The 14,550-nt window shown below is 67.1% G+C and carries 18 protein-coding genes; 8 read left to right on the top strand and 10 right to left on the bottom strand.

The window, feature by feature from the left end; translation table 11 throughout:
* Positions 1-27: 27 nt before the first annotated feature.
* Complete coding sequence (locus BJ982_RS19495; RefSeq protein ID WP_184882075.1) at positions 28-894, bottom strand: hypothetical protein; 867 nt, start codon at positions 892-894, stop codon at positions 28-30.
* 420 nt (positions 895-1,314) lie between these two features.
* Between BJ982_RS19495 and BJ982_RS19490 the strand changes: the two genes are divergently transcribed.
* On the top strand, positions 1,315-2,094 hold the full coding sequence (locus BJ982_RS19490; RefSeq protein WP_184882073.1) for a hemerythrin domain-containing protein: 780 nt from the start codon (positions 1,315-1,317) through the stop codon (positions 2,092-2,094).
* A gap of 35 nt (positions 2,095-2,129) precedes the next feature.
* Here BJ982_RS19490 and BJ982_RS19485 read toward each other — a convergent pair whose 3' ends face one another.
* The 4 genes from BJ982_RS19485 to BJ982_RS19470 all read right to left on the bottom strand — a co-directional run bounded on the left by BJ982_RS19485 (position 2,130) and on the right by BJ982_RS19470 (position 4,906).
* Complete coding sequence (locus tag BJ982_RS19485) at positions 2,130-2,894, bottom strand: hypothetical protein (RefSeq protein WP_203959441.1); 765 nt, start codon at positions 2,892-2,894, stop codon at positions 2,130-2,132.
* 285 nt (positions 2,895-3,179) lie between these two features.
* Entirely contained in the window at positions 3,180-3,512 is a 333-nt protein-coding gene (locus tag BJ982_RS19480) for a hypothetical protein (protein WP_184882070.1), read from the bottom strand.
* A 471-nt stretch (positions 3,513-3,983) separates the two neighbouring features.
* Positions 3,984-4,172 carry a hypothetical protein gene (locus BJ982_RS19475; protein ID WP_184882068.1) on the bottom strand — a complete coding sequence of 63 codons (189 nt, stop codon included), beginning with the start codon at positions 4,170-4,172 and terminating at the stop codon, positions 3,984-3,986.
* 431 nt (positions 4,173-4,603) lie between these two features.
* Positions 4,604-4,906, bottom strand: a complete 303-nt coding sequence (locus BJ982_RS19470; RefSeq protein ID WP_184882066.1) for a hypothetical protein — start codon at positions 4,904-4,906, stop codon at positions 4,604-4,606.
* A gap of 261 nt (positions 4,907-5,167) precedes the next feature.
* On the opposite strand from BJ982_RS19470, the gene BJ982_RS19465 reads away from it, so the two are divergent.
* The 3 genes from BJ982_RS19465 (at position 5,168) to BJ982_RS19455 (ending at position 7,282) form a co-directional block, all read left to right on the top strand.
* Positions 5,168-6,274, top strand: coding sequence for a serine hydrolase domain-containing protein (locus tag BJ982_RS19465; protein WP_239123707.1), 1,107 nt, complete (start codon positions 5,168-5,170; stop codon positions 6,272-6,274).
* A gap of 124 nt (positions 6,275-6,398) precedes the next feature.
* Positions 6,399-6,758: a PadR family transcriptional regulator gene (locus tag BJ982_RS19460; protein ID WP_184882062.1), complete on the top strand. Its 360-nt coding sequence runs from the start codon at positions 6,399-6,401 to the stop codon at positions 6,756-6,758.
* Positions 6,755-7,282, top strand: a complete 528-nt coding sequence (locus tag BJ982_RS19455) for a hypothetical protein (RefSeq protein WP_184882060.1) — start codon at positions 6,755-6,757, stop codon at positions 7,280-7,282. Before BJ982_RS19460 ends, BJ982_RS19455 begins: the two co-directional genes overlap by 4 nt.
* Positions 7,283-7,388: 106 nt before the next feature.
* Here BJ982_RS19455 and BJ982_RS19450 read toward each other — a convergent pair whose 3' ends face one another.
* A complete protein-coding gene (locus tag BJ982_RS19450; protein ID WP_184882058.1) occupies positions 7,389-7,538 on the bottom strand; it encodes a hypothetical protein in 150 nt (49 codons plus the stop codon).
* A gap of 1,000 nt (positions 7,539-8,538) precedes the next feature.
* On the opposite strand from BJ982_RS19450, the gene BJ982_RS19445 reads away from it, so the two are divergent.
* Together BJ982_RS19445 and BJ982_RS19440 are read left to right on the top strand one after the other, a co-directional pair.
* Positions 8,539-9,849, top strand: coding sequence for a helix-turn-helix domain-containing protein (locus BJ982_RS19445; protein ID WP_203959443.1), 1,311 nt, complete (start codon positions 8,539-8,541; stop codon positions 9,847-9,849).
* 366 nt (positions 9,850-10,215) lie between these two features.
* Positions 10,216-10,632, top strand: coding sequence for a hypothetical protein (locus BJ982_RS19440; RefSeq protein ID WP_184882054.1), 417 nt, complete (start codon positions 10,216-10,218; stop codon positions 10,630-10,632).
* A gap of 71 nt (positions 10,633-10,703) precedes the next feature.
* On the opposite strand, the gene BJ982_RS19435 is transcribed toward BJ982_RS19440, so the two are convergent.
* The 3 genes from BJ982_RS19435 to BJ982_RS19425 are packed head-to-tail and all read right to left on the bottom strand — an operon-like array spanning position 10,704 to position 11,745.
* Complete coding sequence (locus tag BJ982_RS19435) at positions 10,704-11,171, bottom strand: hypothetical protein (protein ID WP_184882052.1); 468 nt, start codon at positions 11,169-11,171, stop codon at positions 10,704-10,706.
* Positions 11,168-11,491: a MazG-like family protein gene (locus tag BJ982_RS19430; RefSeq protein WP_184882050.1), complete on the bottom strand. Its 324-nt coding sequence runs from the start codon at positions 11,489-11,491 to the stop codon at positions 11,168-11,170. Before BJ982_RS19430 ends, BJ982_RS19435 begins: the two co-directional genes overlap by 4 nt.
* Positions 11,488-11,745 (bottom strand): hypothetical protein, encoded by a 258-nt coding sequence (locus BJ982_RS19425; RefSeq protein ID WP_184882048.1) that lies wholly within the window; start codon positions 11,743-11,745, stop codon positions 11,488-11,490. The genes BJ982_RS19430 and BJ982_RS19425 overlap by 4 nt, the downstream gene beginning before the upstream one ends.
* A gap of 183 nt (positions 11,746-11,928) precedes the next feature.
* On the opposite strand from BJ982_RS19425, the gene BJ982_RS19420 reads away from it, so the two are divergent.
* Together BJ982_RS19420 and BJ982_RS19415 are read left to right on the top strand one after the other, a co-directional pair.
* Positions 11,929-12,255 carry a class I SAM-dependent methyltransferase gene (locus BJ982_RS19420; RefSeq protein ID WP_184882046.1) on the top strand — a complete coding sequence of 109 codons (327 nt, stop codon included), beginning with the start codon at positions 11,929-11,931 and terminating at the stop codon, positions 12,253-12,255.
* Positions 12,256-12,533: 278 nt separating this feature from the next.
* Positions 12,534-13,007 (top strand): hypothetical protein, encoded by a 474-nt coding sequence (locus BJ982_RS19415; protein ID WP_184882044.1) that lies wholly within the window; start codon positions 12,534-12,536, stop codon positions 13,005-13,007.
* A gap of 378 nt (positions 13,008-13,385) precedes the next feature.
* Here BJ982_RS19415 and BJ982_RS19410 read toward each other — a convergent pair whose 3' ends face one another.
* Complete coding sequence (locus tag BJ982_RS19410) at positions 13,386-14,105, bottom strand: DUF6461 domain-containing protein (protein WP_221482348.1); 720 nt, start codon at positions 14,103-14,105, stop codon at positions 13,386-13,388.
* Positions 14,106-14,550 lie beyond the last annotated feature (445 nt).

The raw sequence follows: 14,550 nt of genomic DNA, 5'->3' as shown, positions 1-14,550 counted from the left end.
TGACTACGAGTTGCCTGGGCGCGCGTCTCAGATCTCGCCGACCGCGGCCAGTTCTTCCGCGGTGGTAGGCCGGATCGTCGGCAGCACGGCGAGCAGGTCGGCTTCGGGGGTGTTGTCGCTCGCGATCTGTAGCAGGGCATCACCGTGCCTGGCGAAAACTCTTATCGAGACGGCCTCCCGGCGCACCCAGACATCCGGTGACACCTGCCGGCAAGTGCCGGTCACGTCGGGTCTGTTGGTCACATCCGGAACAGGTTCGGCGCACGAGGCCTGCGGCGAGGCCGCCGTCGCCGACATGACATAGACATCTATCTCGGAGCGGTCGCGTACGTGCTCGTAGGCGAGTCCGAACGACGGTGGCCCCACCAGCACTCCGTCGAACCATTCATCGAGATCCGTGAGCCGATAGTCCCGCAGGGCAGGCGCGATGAGCGGCACACCGGCATAGGTCAGCCTCCGCGCACGCGCCGCCTCGGCTATCGCGTCCCGGCTCCACGACGTGGCGACGGATCCGACGAGCACCGCACCCACCACAGACACGCGGAGAGTCCGATCACCCTCGACGACGACCGCGGCCGCCGCGGCATGGCCGCATACTCCGATACCCACGAAGGTGAGGATCATCGGCTTCATGCCGAGGTCCTCGATGTAGAAGAGCGTCTGACCGTCGAACACGAGAACGAGGAACGCCGTGTTGACGAACGGCGCCAGAATCGCCACCGCCCACCAGCGCGGCAACCTGACCAGCCACCCCAGCGCCAGCCCCATCGGGAAAGGGGCGAAGAACAACGTAACCGTCTTCGTCCAGTCGTCTTCCGGACCATTGAGGTAGACCAGAAGTTCCCCCACCCCGATCGCGGCTCCCACAAGCACAGCCCGCCATAAGGCACTCATGACCGGATCCTCTCAGTTCCTCAGATTCGGGGAGTGTTTCTGGAGTCGGCGGTTCACTGGTTCTCTGGGGATTCGGTCTGTCAGCTCATGCCTCGGATGAGTGAGCGCATTTCGCGGGCGATCGCCACGACCGTGTGTCTCGGGACATGGTTCACCTGGTAGATGAAGTGGATTCTCGCGCCGCCGCCGGAGTCGTTCGAGAACCACCCAAATCACTCAGCCGCCATCGCGCCCCTCGAACCCGGGCGACCTCATGCCCGAGATGCCCCCCGTAACTTCCAGCGGCGGGGCGTCGGCGCGAGCGGCAAGGCCAGGCATTTACCCACGTGTCGGCATGGGGCAGGGCGGGGCGGGGGACCTCTCCCGTGCACACGCGGGTGCGTGCGGTGAAACCGGATAACCGGGCAAAACGGAGATACTGTGGAAGATCATCACTCGTCGGCGGTGAGCCGCCGTGACCTGCTAAGCCTGTCCACCGTCGCCCTGGCCGGCGCGGCGCCCCTCGCCGTCTCCCTCGAATCCGGCGCCCCGGCTCTCGCGGCGGTGTCCCCTTCGCAGGCCGACGGGCATGGGCGCAAGCCGGGGGTGACTCCTCCGGAGGATCTCATGCGGGAGCACGGGGTGCTGAAGAGCATCCTGCTGGTGTACCGGGAGGGGATCCGGCGGATCCAGCGCGGCGAGCAGGTGCCCGCCCAGCCGTTGCATGACGCGGCCCGCATCATCCGCGACTTCATCGAGCGCTACCACGAGTACCTGGAAGAGAAGTACGTCTTCCCGCGCCTGCGCGAGGCCGGCAGGCTCCGTCACACGGTCTCGGTCCTGGAAGTGCAGCACAAGCGGGGACGCGAGGTGACCGCCCGCATCCTCGCCGGCACCCGCCATTCCAGGGCCTCGGCCCGGCAGCGCCACGCCTTGGTCTCCGACATGGCCGCCTTCATCCGCATGTACGAGCCCCACGAGGCACGGGAAGACACCGGCGTGTTCCCCGTCTTCCGCAAGGTGACGCCCGCCAGGGAGTTCGCCCGCCTGGGCGAGGTCTTCGAGGCCGAGGAACACCGCCGTTTCGGCCAACGCGGCTTCACCGCCGTCGTCCACCGGGTCGCCGACATAGAAAAGGCCCTGCACATCCACGACCTGTCCCAGTTCACCCCCCGAAAGTCCACCGCCCACCACCGGCACGGCCGAACCTCAGCCCGCTGACCTCGCGCGTTCTCTCCCCCTCGACGCCGGCTCTCCTACCGACGCCCGCGCGCCGTGGTATGTGAGGAAGGAGCCTCTCCGCGGTCAGGTACCTGCTGGGCGGCCTCGTAGACCGGTTCACGTAGCCGCTGGAACACACCGGCCGGTTCGAGCCCGGGAATGGGGTGCCGGACCGGGTCGAACCGTATCGGCTCGGCGGAGTCCGGCAACGCCGGCCCGGTCAGGTCCAGCAGGCCGAACCGCTGCCACGGCCCCAGCAGGGGCGCCACGATCAAGTCGAACGGCAGCGGCCCCTCTTCCACCCTCCGCGCGAGCGCGTCGAGGTTCGCGGGCGCCGACCACGAGGATCGTGCGATCGCGCCCAGCAACACCCTTCGCGGACCGGCCGCGTACGGCAACACCGAACCGTACAGACCGGGCGCCCATCGCCTCGCCGGGCGCAGCAACCGCCGTCCGAGGACCGTGTGCCCCGTGGTGGCCAGGAGCAGGTCGCACACATCGCCGTCGGCACGGCCGGCCGTCTGAGAAGCGTCCACGGGCCAGCGCACGGCCAGACCGAGGATGTCCGGCAGCGGAGACGGGAAACCGGCCGCGCGAGACAGACGGGCCAGCCCCGTCAGCGTCGCCGGCTCATCCAGAAAGGCGGCGCCCAACGGCCTGGAGCACCCCTGCAGCCGCAGCGTGGCCCGCAGGACGAGACCGTTCGGATGCAACGGCCGCCCCCGCCTCAGCCGCGCGGCTGCCTTGCCGACGGCAGCCAGCCCTCCCCCGACAGCGGAAATGACCTGCCCCTCACCCATCCCGCTCCCCCTTCGCCCAGCGGCCCCGCATGCCGCTCATGCTGCCTACCCGGCAGGGCACGCCTGACAACGCCCATCGGCGCGAGATCGGGGAACATCAACCGTCCGCCGGAATCTCCCGAGCGGAACTGCGACGCGCGTCGGCCCCGGTCCTCCATGAGAGGCCGGGGCCGATGTTCCGCGAGCCCCTCAGGCAGCCGCGCAGTGACAGCGCCCACCATCGCGGCGTGCGCCCACGGCCCGTCCTGGCCTACGACCGCGAGCGGCAGGGCAGACGGACGGTGATCACCAGTTGCACTCGGAGTCACTGACCTGCGTCACGTACTGGCTGTCGGCGGTCACCCAGCCCGCCGCCGCGTAAGGCGTGATGATCTGCGCGCTGTACCGGCCATTGGAGACGCCGAAGCTCTTGAACCGGTGGCCGTAGGACAAGCTATGCGGAGGGTTGGTCGTGGTCCCGGTGGAAGACGCGAACCACCGCACGTCTTGCGCTATGACCTTCCGGCAGTTCCAGGCCAAGGCGCTGGCTGACGGTGCCGTGGATAACAGCCCGCCCACCAGCGTCGTTCCCATCAACACCAGCGCGGCCTTACGGCAGATGAAGGGCGACGCCCGCATACCGAGTCCTCTCTCTCGTCCGTCTCTTTCCGCCTCTGCGCAGCCATGACAGCAGCCCCGGGTGTCCCGGTAGAGCCCCTCCTGCGCAACGGTCCGTGGCGGCTTGCCCAACAAACCCCGCATATCACCGACATGACCGGATGCGGCCACCCAGCCGCACCGAGATCCTCAACCAGGCGGGTCGTCTCCCGGATACCTCCGGGAGACGACCCGCCTATGCCGAAGTGCACGCGGATCCAGGCAATCTCCGAGTCCTCGCGGAGACAGGTCCCAAGCAGCCGCCGGTTCGAGAGTGCGTGACCTTGTCGCCGAGAGTCGCGAGTCCGGCGATGAGCCAGGCATTCGCCCGGGTCGCGGGCGGCACCGGAGCCGGCAAGGCGATACGCGTACACGCCAGTCGTCGGCCGGTTCGGTTTCCCTGCCGCTACAGTCACGCCGTACCAGGCCGCGCGGCCGAGCTACCGGCCGTCATCACCACATCCATTTCACGCTGTGCCGGTGACGGGTCGGCTCGGGCTCCTCGCCGCGCAGGAGGGCCAGGCGTACCCGCTGACGAGCTTGCCGCTCCGCGTAGTTGCAGTCTTCGCCTATACCGGCGTAGGAGCCACCGGCCGTCCACATGGCGCGACGGCCGTCCTCCTCTTGGATCCGGAGCGGCATGGTGTTGTCTGTACGGGACATCGCGGACCTCTCGGGGCCCGCCGGACTCTCCGGCGTGGTCCCTAGAAGTCCGCTCCCGAGAACCTGCCGCTCACGCGACCTCCCAATGCCGCTGCTCGCCGCCTCCCCATCGAGAGGCCAGCTCCCATCATGCCCCCATCGCCCCATCCGCGCTCGACGCCAACGAGCACGAGACCGCCCTGGGGCGGCCAATCCGGACCCGGAAGGAACGGCGGCTGCACGGGGAGCAGGTCACCGCCGACCTCACCGATGTCGAACGGGGCGACACCCGCGACCCCATCCGCGAGCAAGAACGACAAGCGCCGCCCCACGATCACAGACGTGATCATGGGGCGGCTGCTTTTGATCTACTTCACCAACGGTGGCCCGTACCGGAGGCCGGGGGCGTCGTCATGCCGCTCGGTGTCGCGTCAGTCGTACAAGGTGATGCCTCGGTACTGCACGGTGCCCGGGAAGTTGACCGACGATATCTCGCCAACCCCCACCCGAGGGCCGTCCATGAAGTACGGCCCCCACATAGGGTTCACGTGCAGGCCGCTCGCGTGCACCGCCTGCGTGCCTGTGCCGCCCGTGCACCTGCTGGAGACGACGTACCCCTCCTGCCAGACGGTGCAGCCCGTCGGGGCGGCGTGGGCGGGGGATGCGGAGCCCACCAGCAGGGACGCGGTGAGCAGGGCGGTGGCGGACACGGCTGCGGCCCAGCGTCTTCTCATGTGCGCTTCCTCCGGCTTCGAAGGTACATGGCGCTTCCGTTAAGAAACTTTCCTGATCGGACGATACGCCCTGGACGATGTGAGTCAAGAACGTCCCGCCCGCCCCCCGTCCGTGCCCGATCACCGTCCCGTGACACGACCATGACACGGCGCCGACGAGGTGAGGACACGGCCGACCGACAGTGGTCGGAGTCGATGGAAAGCGACTTCCCAAGCGCTGATCCTCTTCGTCCTCTCGAAGGAGTTGTCGTCTTGAAGCACATGTCCGTTGCCGCCGCGACCGCGGCCGTCCTGCTGCTGGCCACCGTCTCACCCGCGACACCCGCCGGCGCCGCCGCGATCGGCGACGTCCAGAAGGCCATGGAGGAGCTCGCCGAGGCGCCCGGCGTCGTGGGCGCGATCGGCGGCGCGTACGTGGACGGCAAGCCCGTCGGCAGTGGCACCGCCGGGTCACGGCTGCTCAACGGCAAGGGCGGCACGATCCCTGCGGACTCCCGCTTCCGCATCGGCTCGCTGACCAAGATGATGGTGGCCACCGTGCTCCTCCGGCTCGTCGAGGAGGGCAGGATCGGCCTGGACGACGAACTCGCCGACCTGCTGCCCGAGGTGGCCGCCGACGGGCTGGTGGAACGAGCCGGCGAGATCACCGTCCAGCAGCTGGTCCGGCACACCTCCGGCATCCCCGACTGGTTCTCCCGGAGCGGCTCAGCCGAACCGGCGTTCGACGTCTTCGACTTCACCACCTACTACCGGCCCATCGACATCGTGAAGATGACGCGGAGCCTGCCGCGCACCGGCGAGCCGGGCGAGACGTTCACCTACTCCAACACCAACTACACGCTCATCGGCATGATCATCGAGAAGGTGACCGGGCACACCCTGGCCCACGAGCTCGATCGGCGTCTGTTCCGCCCGCTCGGCATGACCCGCACCTACCAGGTCACCAAGCCCCCGGAGGGCATCAAGGGCCCGCACGGGCACGGCTACCACCCCGACTCCACCGGCGCCCTGCGCGACATGCACCGCTTCAACGCCAGCTGGGGCAACGGCGCCGGCGGCGTCGTCTCGACCACGCGCGACGTCAGCACCTTCCAGCGGGCCTTGGACCAGGGCAGGCTGCTGCCGCCGTCGCTGCAGGAAGTGCTCACCGGCCGCCCCCGTGGCAGCGCGCAACAGGGCACGGGCTCGTGCATGGACGAGCTGAAAATGTTCGGCGGCTCGGCGCCCGGCTACATCGCACTCACCCTCTTCTCGGACGACGGCCGGCGGCAGTTCGTCATCTCCGTCACGCGGAGCACCTACGACGACGACGCCATCATCCCCGCGATGGTCAAAGCCGGCGAAGCCATCCTCTGCCCGGCCGCCTGAAGCCCGGCCCGACGGTTCGAAGCCGAACTCGGCACTTCCGGCCTGCACGGCTCGCGCGCCTCACCCGGCGAAGCGAAGGACCCCACTACTTGACTTTATCTAGTACCTGACACACTCTAGAAGCGTGACCTCAAGCCATGACCCGCAATTGCTGAAGGGAGTCCTGTCGGCGCTGCTGCTGCGGCTGCTCGCCGAGCGGGAGTCCTACGGGTACGAGGTGGTGCAGCGGCTGCACGAAACAGGGTTCGCCGACGTACTGGAAGGCACGGTGTATCCGGCGCTGGCCCGGCTGGAGCGGGAGGGGCGGCTGGCCACGCGGCTCGTCCCGTCACCGAGCGGGCCCGCGCGCAAGTACTACCGGCTGACCCCGGACGGCCACGAATACCTGCGGGCCGCGACCGACATGTGGAACCGGCACGTGGACGGCGTCAACGCGGTCCTGCACAGACCACTCCCCAACGACCCGGAAGGGACGCCGACATGACGCACCCGGTGACCTTACTCGACCGCCTCCGCATCGAGCGCCTCGTGTGGACGCTGGACCAGCAACTCTACGATCTGCCGCACCACTCGCGCGTCGCCAAGCGCCGGGAGGTCCGCGCCAACCTGCTCGAAGCGTCCCGCGACATCGGGACGTCGGTGGCACTGAAGCGCCTGGGCGGCAGTCGCCGGCTGGCCGAGGAGTACCTCGAAGCCGAACTCGGACGGCGCCCGCGGCACTCGTGGGTCGCCGCCGCGTACTTCCTCACCGCCGTCCCACTGCTGCTGAACTTCTTCCTCTCCGAGGCGGCCGGAGCCTACGAGCAGGCCATCACCGCGGCCGACCCCCACGCCACCGGCACCTACACCTGGCAGGGCATCAGCTACCTGCAGTCCCCCATCGTCTACACCTTCGACCAGGGAAACCCCGGCCACGTCGGCGGCGCGTGGAGCCCACTCGTCTACGTCCTGTGGATCGGCGGAACCATCGCCTGCGGCCGCCTGTGGCGACTGCTCCCTCGCCGCTGACCACGCCGCGACGCCGGCCGCAGCCAGGCCGCGCACCCTCGCGGCCGACCGGTCCTGGGCTGCGGCTTCGGAAACACCGATCTTGGTGGGACGTCGGAGGGCGCATTCAGTTGGCGAGCAGAAGGCTGTCGACCAGGCCGGTGGCGGAAGAGATGGGGGCGGTGCCGAGCAGGCAGCCGGGCAGGCTGCCGTAGTAGCTGGTGACGCGGGTGGCGGTGTCGCCGAGGTAGCGGCCGGCGCTGCTGCCGCTGGTCACGGCGGTCTGTCCGGTGCCGTCGGGGTTGATGGTGTAGAGGACATTGCCCAGCCCGTAGACGATCTTAGTGCCGTCCGGCGACCAATCGACCGGGGTGGTGCCGAAGGCGTTGGCGATTGGTCCTTTCGTCCTTTCGCCGCCCGCCGGGCATGCCGCAAAGCCTCACGGCCGTGTGTACGGGCAGTCGAAACGAGTGGGTGTTGCGACCCGCCGAGATCATGGCGGCCAGGCTTCGCACCGCAGCAGGGGCAGGTCCGGACGGTCCCGATCAGGGATCGGTGATGGATCGACGGACCGCGCGCCATATCTCGGCCGTGGCGAGGGGTGCGCCCGATGACGATGGTGCAGCAGCCGGTATCCGCTCTACCTGCTCCGCGACCGACGCACGAGGGCGATGTGCGGCGGACGGTGAGCGGCGGGGTGACCCATGTGAACTGCGGCTAAAGCGTCATGAAAGCCGCCCTTGCTCGGCAGCCCACATCCTCGAACAGTCACAACCCACTCGGCATCCCGAGCCGATCCCCATACAGACCTCCGAGGAGTCTGCGTGCAGAAATCAGCCGCACAGAGTTGATCTTGATACGCATCCCCACATCTTCGAGGCCAAGCAGTACAGCGGAACAGCGTCCCGCCACGCATGTGGTGCGTTTCAGTCACATATGTGTTTCCCAAGGAGCATGCGATAACTCAATCAGACTAATTTCCTGTTCTCCTTGGGACGTCCCTCTCGGTAAATGACGTAGAAATTCCCGCGAACAACCTCAGTGAATCCAAAAGGAGAGAGGACGGGGGCATGGGGGATACGCGAGAGATATCGATGCCTAACGGGCATCTCGATGAATTCCTGCGTCTAGCCGGTCAGGCGGCCCGCAGACCGGAACGGGACGACCGCCTCGACGCGGCCGTCACATGGCTACGTCAGCAGCTCTGTGTGGAAATCGCACTCATCAACCGGTCGGGAACGGTGGACCTGTCGACACCCGGGTTTCCCAGAGAAACCTTGGGACCGCTGGAACCGACGCTCACAGACCTGGTCACCGGGAAGATCGCATCAGTCGCCACGGAAGCCGGAGAGCTTCGGATCTACCTGGAGGCCATCGGCACTGAGCCACCACGCCCGGTGCTGCTGATCGCCGGCACCGCGGCTCTGGCTCGCCCGGCCGTGTCGCTGGCCTCGCACGCCGGCGGCATCGTCGCGGCCCTGTGCCGTGCCCGGGAGGCCGCCCAGGCGTCCCGGGCCTACCGGGACAAGGCCCACCGGGTGCGGCTGGCCTTGGCCATGACGCTACTGACAGGTGATGTCACGCTGGCCCGCAGGATCAGCACCGGCGCCGTCCCGCCGCTGCTCAACGCGAGCCGCCTGCGGGTCTGCATCCTGCAGTGCCCGCCGGCGGAGCGTGATCACATCGCGTGGGCGCATGAGGACGCCTCGGGCTATCACGGCCGCGGCCTGATGGTGCGCTGCCCGGTCTACGACGAACACCTCATCAGCCTCGCCGGAGAAGACGAGGACGAGGAGCCTGGAGCCGACCGGCGCGGCCTGCCAGGACTGTTGCGAAGCCTGGCGGACGATCGGCGGTACCTGCTGGGCATCAGCCGACCCCACCCTCTGGCCGCGACGGCGCGGGCCTACCAGGAGGCCCTGCACGCCCTGGCCGCCGCCGGCGGCGGCGCCTCCCGGGCGGCGGTCTTCCAAGGCGAGCCGTCCCTGGAGGAGGTCCTGCCGCGCGAGGCGGCCCGCCACTGGGCCCGCCGCCTGCTCGCTCCGCTGGACGCGGCCCCCCGGCTGACCGTCGACGTGCTCGCTTTGGTCCTGCAGTTACCCCGCTCCGGGGTCGCGAACCTGCTGGGCATCAGCCGCAACACCGTCACAGCTCACCTCAGGCGCGCCGAGGAGGCGCTCGGGCTGGACCTGGACGACGTGGGTTGCCGCGCCACACTGTCCCTGGCGCTGAAGATCACTGGTCCCGGCTCCGGCGACAGCCCGGAGCCGGCGGCCCTGCCCGACTTCGCCCGGGCACTACGCGGACAAGCCGCTCACCAATGGGCCGAAGGGTTCCTCCAACCGCTGGACAAGCACACCCATCGCTGCGACCTGCACACGACGCTGAAGGCGTGGATCGAGGCCGGCATCGACGCGCAGGAGACCGCCCACCGCCTCGGGATCAGCCGCAACACCGTCAGAGCTCACCTCATCACCGCGCAACACCTGCTCAACCGAGACCTCCTGTCGGGCGGTCCCGGCGTCTACGACCTCGCCCACGCCCTCCACATCACCGGCCATATCGCAATTCCCGCACTTTTGCCGTGAATGGCACAGATCACCGGAGGAACCGCTTCGCGGCCGACGGGCGCGATCCCGGCTCTCGCCGTCACGACTGCGCGCCGTGCGCAACGCCTCTTCCGAATTGAGCGCCGTGACAACTGGCCCACCTCGGCCGGCAGTCCTACCTTTGAGACGCCTGGAAAGAGGCAGGGTATTCCGGGTCAACGGCAAAGGAAGTAAAGAGGAATGGAACCGCGGTCATTCACGCCGTCACGGCCACGGCCCGCCCCCTGATGAACAATGCCTGCCCTTCATGCCACGCACCGAGCCGGCACGGAGAGCAGATCACCAGGGCTGTTCCTGCCTCACAATTCCCGAAGACCCAGAAGAAGGGACAGCACCATGACTGTGATGAGAAAGATCGGTATCGCCTTATGCGCGGCAGCGCTGGTAACCGGTGTCAGCACCGTTCAGGCGAACGCGAGTGCCACATCATCGGCGGCGTCTGCTGACGACCCGTACTGCGGGGACTGGCGACACGCCAACTACGACGACTCGACGGGCACCGTGACCAAGGCCGGCTACATGAAGGCCGCCCCCTACAACGTGTGCGACCGCGCCAGCTACGTGAACGTGGGCACCTATCTCTACTACTGGTGCTACGCCGTCAACGGCTACGGCCACACCTGGACGTACGCACGGGTCGCCGGAACCAGCAAAGAAGGGTGGCTTCCTGATGGCTACCTGAGCAACGGGGGTTCCTTCTGGTCCTGCAACGGGATCGCCGGCGGACCTAAGCTGCCCGAGTCGTTGATGCAGGAGAAATAGGAGCAGAGGCTCCATATCGCCGGGTGCACAGCCACGTCAGGGCGTGGCTGTGCACCGTCTTACGGAATCCGCTACAAGCCATCCCCCCGCTCCGGGGTGGGCGTTCGGCTCTCAAGCCACCCGTTGAGCATGTCTCGCAGTTCGGTCACCTGCTCAAGGTCCAGTATGAGCGTGGCCTGTCCTGGCTCGCCGCCCCGATAGGTCCTCTCGTCCTCGGATGCGAACACTCGCAGGAACTCCACCGGACGGCCGGCATCATCGGTGCCGCGAACATCCGGATGGCAGTGGTCAGGTATGCCGCACACCAGGAGGGATCCCCCAGGGGCGTCAATCTCGGACGGGTTGACATGGCTGCCCTGATAGATGAGCGGCGCCCCGTTGCCGCACGTACAGGCGGCATCGACACGCACCCAGTACCTGCCGTCGGTTGTGGCCGCGTCCCACCGGCCGGCCGACTTCGGCACCTCCCGCCAGACTGCGCACTGCCCTGGCTCGTGGTTGTCGGCATCCAGGCAGAACAGGGTGGCGTAGATGCTCAAGGCGACTCCTCCGCCGCGGTAGCTCGATCAGCGATCCGAGCAAGCTTCGCCTCGAACACCGCCTGCGGATCGTCGGTGAAGGAGTGCAGTGCGACCAGGGCCGTAACGGCGACGTCGACCAGTTCGCCCGCCACATCCTCGACGGAGTGGGTGACTCCTTTCCGCGGATTCTGACCGGTCATGCCGACATAGGCCGCGACCGCTTCACCGAACTCCTCCCCCACCTTCATGACGCGGATGGCGATCTCGTGGTCCCCGGTGCCGTTACTGCGGTTCAACCAGTCAACGAGGGACGCGAGGATCTGCCACTGTTCGGTCACCCGGTCACCTCCGGCGCCTCGGCGTACATCTGCCGCATGATCTCGCACGCGACATCCATGTCAAGCCCCTGCCGGCCGCTCACCCGCCCGGGCGGCGAATCCCGCAGGCAGGACTCCACCAAGGCGCCGCCTGCCTCTGTGGAGGTGATCTCGTCTTCCCGCCATCCTTCGACCAACCCGCGAGTATCGGTGTTCGCGAGGAGCAGACTGAAGGAGAGCAGTGACCCAGAGTACTCGCAGGGGCTGCGCTCCATGGCGCCCTCGACGGACCCCCCTCCGGCTGGAACGACATCGAACATCCCTGAACCGCAACCAGAACTGCAACTACAGACGGGACCCATGACCTGCGCGGACGCGCACGTCTCCCCTGCCTGACCTCCCGTCCGCCTCGCCCCACCACGAAGCGGCAGCGGGCCGGGGACGATGTCCACGCGCGGTTGGTCGAACTAGACCCGGGCAACACCGCGATCACCGAAGAGGCGGTGCGAGTTGCGGGGCTCTCACAGGTCGAGGTGATCACAGCCGATGCCGCGCTTACCGACTATTACCGGGACATGGTGCCGGCAGATGTCGTGCTCGTCCGCGGCTTGTTCGGCAACATCAGTGACGAAGACATCGAGCACACCGTCGACACCTGCCGCCAATTGTGCAGGACCGGCGGTGTGGTGATCTGGACTCGGCATCTGGAGCGGCCTTGTCCATGTTGGTCATGCCGCGAATTCTCTCGCCAACGGGCCCGGCAGCCGCAGGCCGACCTTGATTGATTACAGAGAATATGCATTCGATCATGCGCGGCCGGCAATGCGAGGGCCTGCGCGCGGGGGCCGTCGACGGCGCCGCGGCGGGACCGTAAGTCGGACTCACCTACTAACCCGCTCCGCGACCGACAGGCGAGGTCGATGTGCGGCGGACGGGGGCGATGCATGTGACCAGCTACTAAAGAGCCATGAAAGCCCTGCTTGCGCGGCAGCCCGCATTCTCGAACTGTCACAACCCAGTCGGGATCCCTGAAAGTCGATCCCCGTATGAGAAGGGAAGCCTCGTGACTGTCACGAGAAAGTTCGGTATCGCCCTGGCCATCCTGGTAGCGGGTGCGATCAGCGTCGTACCGGGCGCCGAGGCGGCCCAAGCGTCGCATTCCACCGCCGGCGAGAAGGCCCAGGCAGCGCACGCGCAGGCCCTCGTGTCGCGCGTCGACAAGAGGAAGTCGGTCACCTGCAATGGCGGGCGGGTCAAGGTGTGGTACCGGGACTATGACAAGAACCGCACCATGCTGCGCGAGATCTACCTCACCGACGTGGAGAACTACAAGTTCATGAGCGCCGACGTCTACTGGCGCGCGGACAACGGTAAGACCACCATCCAGAAATTCGGGCTGGAAGCGCGATCTTTCCCGACGGTCTACGACCGCCAGACCAAGGACGTCGCAATCGCGAAGAAGCGGCATCCGTACGTGAAGATCCAGATCAGCAGCGTCCTCACCGGCAAGTGCACGCGCTACATCGACCTCAACTGAGGGGCGGCCTGCTCCACGCGCTGCTTTGCCGGCCGCAGACCAACCCGGCCTCGGAGGAGGCTACGTGTGGCGATTAGCGTACGAAGGCCCCGGAGTGAGAAGCCTGCTCCGGGGCCGAATGTGCGCGTGCCGACCGGCGTCTCAGCGTCACGAGCGGCCGATCGGCGGGATGGACAGGGTCGAGGCGATGGCCTGGCGCACAGGCGCCGCGACTTAATCACTTAATTAGTCACTTGGACCAACACCGTCCCCAGATCCGCCTGAAACGCACTGGTACCGCGGCGAACTGCAACCCAAACTGCAACCCGACCGGGCCCATGACCTAGTGGTACGCGGGTCTCGCTCACCGAATCTCTTCACCAATGGAACACACCTAGGTCAAGCCAGCTCTGGAAATGTACCTTCAGGGCTTTCGTAGTAGCGGGCGATGGAGGCGCGGTGAGGTAAGCCGCCGGGCTGGAGGTGGCTGGGTTCCAGTCGGACTCCGGTACGTCGTTCAGCGAGCGCCAGAGCGCCCTCAATGTAAGGCGGGAAGACCTCGGGGTCCGAGTCGAAGTCCCAGAGCATGCCCAACTCTTCGAGGTCCTGCTTCAGCCGTTCAGGGTCGGTACTGTCGCTCCAGTGGGCGAACATCGGGACCAGCCGGGCGACGATGTGGCCATCTGCTGCATGGATGAAGCGGGAGTGATGGTTAACACTGCGCTCAACGCTGGCGATCGACGTGCCTTGCGAGAGAGTGTGCACCACGTCGCGCAAGATCCCGGCACTGCCGTCCTCCACCATGATCGATCCACCGGGCGCGCGGCCGACTTCTATGGTGGCGAAACCCTCCTGTTCGGAGTCCTCGGTGAGTCCCAGCCGGCTTAGCACCTCTTCAGGCGCAAGGCCGGCTATGAAGGTGAAACAGAACGCTGCCGGCGCCCATCCAGACTGGCTCCACCATGCGTAAACGTCCGTGGTCGCTCTGCGGTCGCCGACGACGATCGGCCGCTCGGAATGATGGCTCGTCCCATCTGTGACCGGCTCGACAGGAATTCGGTGACTGCACCCTTCTTCCGTCTCGTCGTACAGGGCCAGGTGCGTGGGACACGGCCACATACGGCAGGTGGGACAGGTCTTAACGTGATCGAACGTGCAGTCGTCGCAGCCGCGAGGCTTCCGCGTGTGCCTGACATGGCGAGAGCAAGGGCGCCACTGGACGATTGTGCCCAACTGGTGGAGGGCATCGACCCGAGCGACTGCTTGCACGGCCTTCTCTGAAGATTCCGGCACAGAGACCTCTCGATAGTTCGAAGGGGCGCAGACGAGCCTTCTGATTATTTGGGGCGCCCACGAATGTCTACGTTATTGGCCATGACAGCCAGGCCCAGACGTGAGAACCGCATATGCTTCAGCCACTCGTGCTCACGAACTCGTGCGCTTGGGCCGCCCTCAACCCCAGGCTTCATTGGGCGAAACGCGACACAGACAAGCCCCCGACGCCCGGTGAGCCAGGGTGAGGAACGAAGCCTGGATCTTCGATCGGCCCCTGACTACAGCGGAA

Origin of the sequence: Sphaerisporangium siamense, from assembly GCF_014205275.1 — a bacterium.
Lineage (GTDB): Bacteria > Actinomycetota > Actinomycetes > Streptosporangiales > Streptosporangiaceae > Sphaerisporangium > Sphaerisporangium siamense.
The sequence above is the reverse complement of the archived record's forward strand: the minus strand, read 5'-3'. Positions and strand labels throughout refer to the sequence as shown.

What these genes read in the sequence shown, in the direction of transcription:
- BJ982_RS19495 (WP_184882075.1), bottom strand. Translation starts at nt 894, where the DNA reads ATGAGTGCCTTATGGCGGGCTGTGCTTGTGGGAGCCGCGATCGGGGTG.
- BJ982_RS19485 (WP_203959441.1), bottom strand. Translation starts at nt 2,894, where the DNA reads ATGGGTGAGGGGCAGGTCATTTCCGCTGTCGGGGGAGGGCTGGCTGCC.
- BJ982_RS19480 (WP_184882070.1), bottom strand. Translation starts at nt 3,512, where the DNA reads ATGCGGGCGTCGCCCTTCATCTGCCGTAAGGCCGCGCTGGTGTTGATG.
- BJ982_RS19475 (WP_184882068.1), bottom strand. Translation starts at nt 4,172, where the DNA reads ATGCCGCTCCGGATCCAAGAGGAGGACGGCCGTCGCGCCATGTGGACG.
- BJ982_RS19470 (WP_184882066.1), bottom strand. Translation starts at nt 4,906, where the DNA reads ATGAGAAGACGCTGGGCCGCAGCCGTGTCCGCCACCGCCCTGCTCACC.
- BJ982_RS19465 (WP_239123707.1), top strand. Translation starts at nt 5,168, where the DNA reads ATGTCCGTTGCCGCCGCGACCGCGGCCGTCCTGCTGCTGGCCACCGTC.
- BJ982_RS19455 (WP_184882060.1), top strand. Translation starts at nt 6,755, where the DNA reads ATGACGCACCCGGTGACCTTACTCGACCGCCTCCGCATCGAGCGCCTC.
- BJ982_RS19440 (WP_184882054.1), top strand. Translation starts at nt 10,216, where the DNA reads ATGAGAAAGATCGGTATCGCCTTATGCGCGGCAGCGCTGGTAACCGGT.
- BJ982_RS19425 (WP_184882048.1), bottom strand. Translation starts at nt 11,745, where the DNA reads ATGGAGCGCAGCCCCTGCGAGTACTCTGGGTCACTGCTCTCCTTCAGT.
- BJ982_RS19410 (WP_221482348.1), bottom strand. Translation starts at nt 14,105, where the DNA reads ATGTGGCCGTGTCCCACGCACCTGGCCCTGTACGACGAGACGGAAGAA.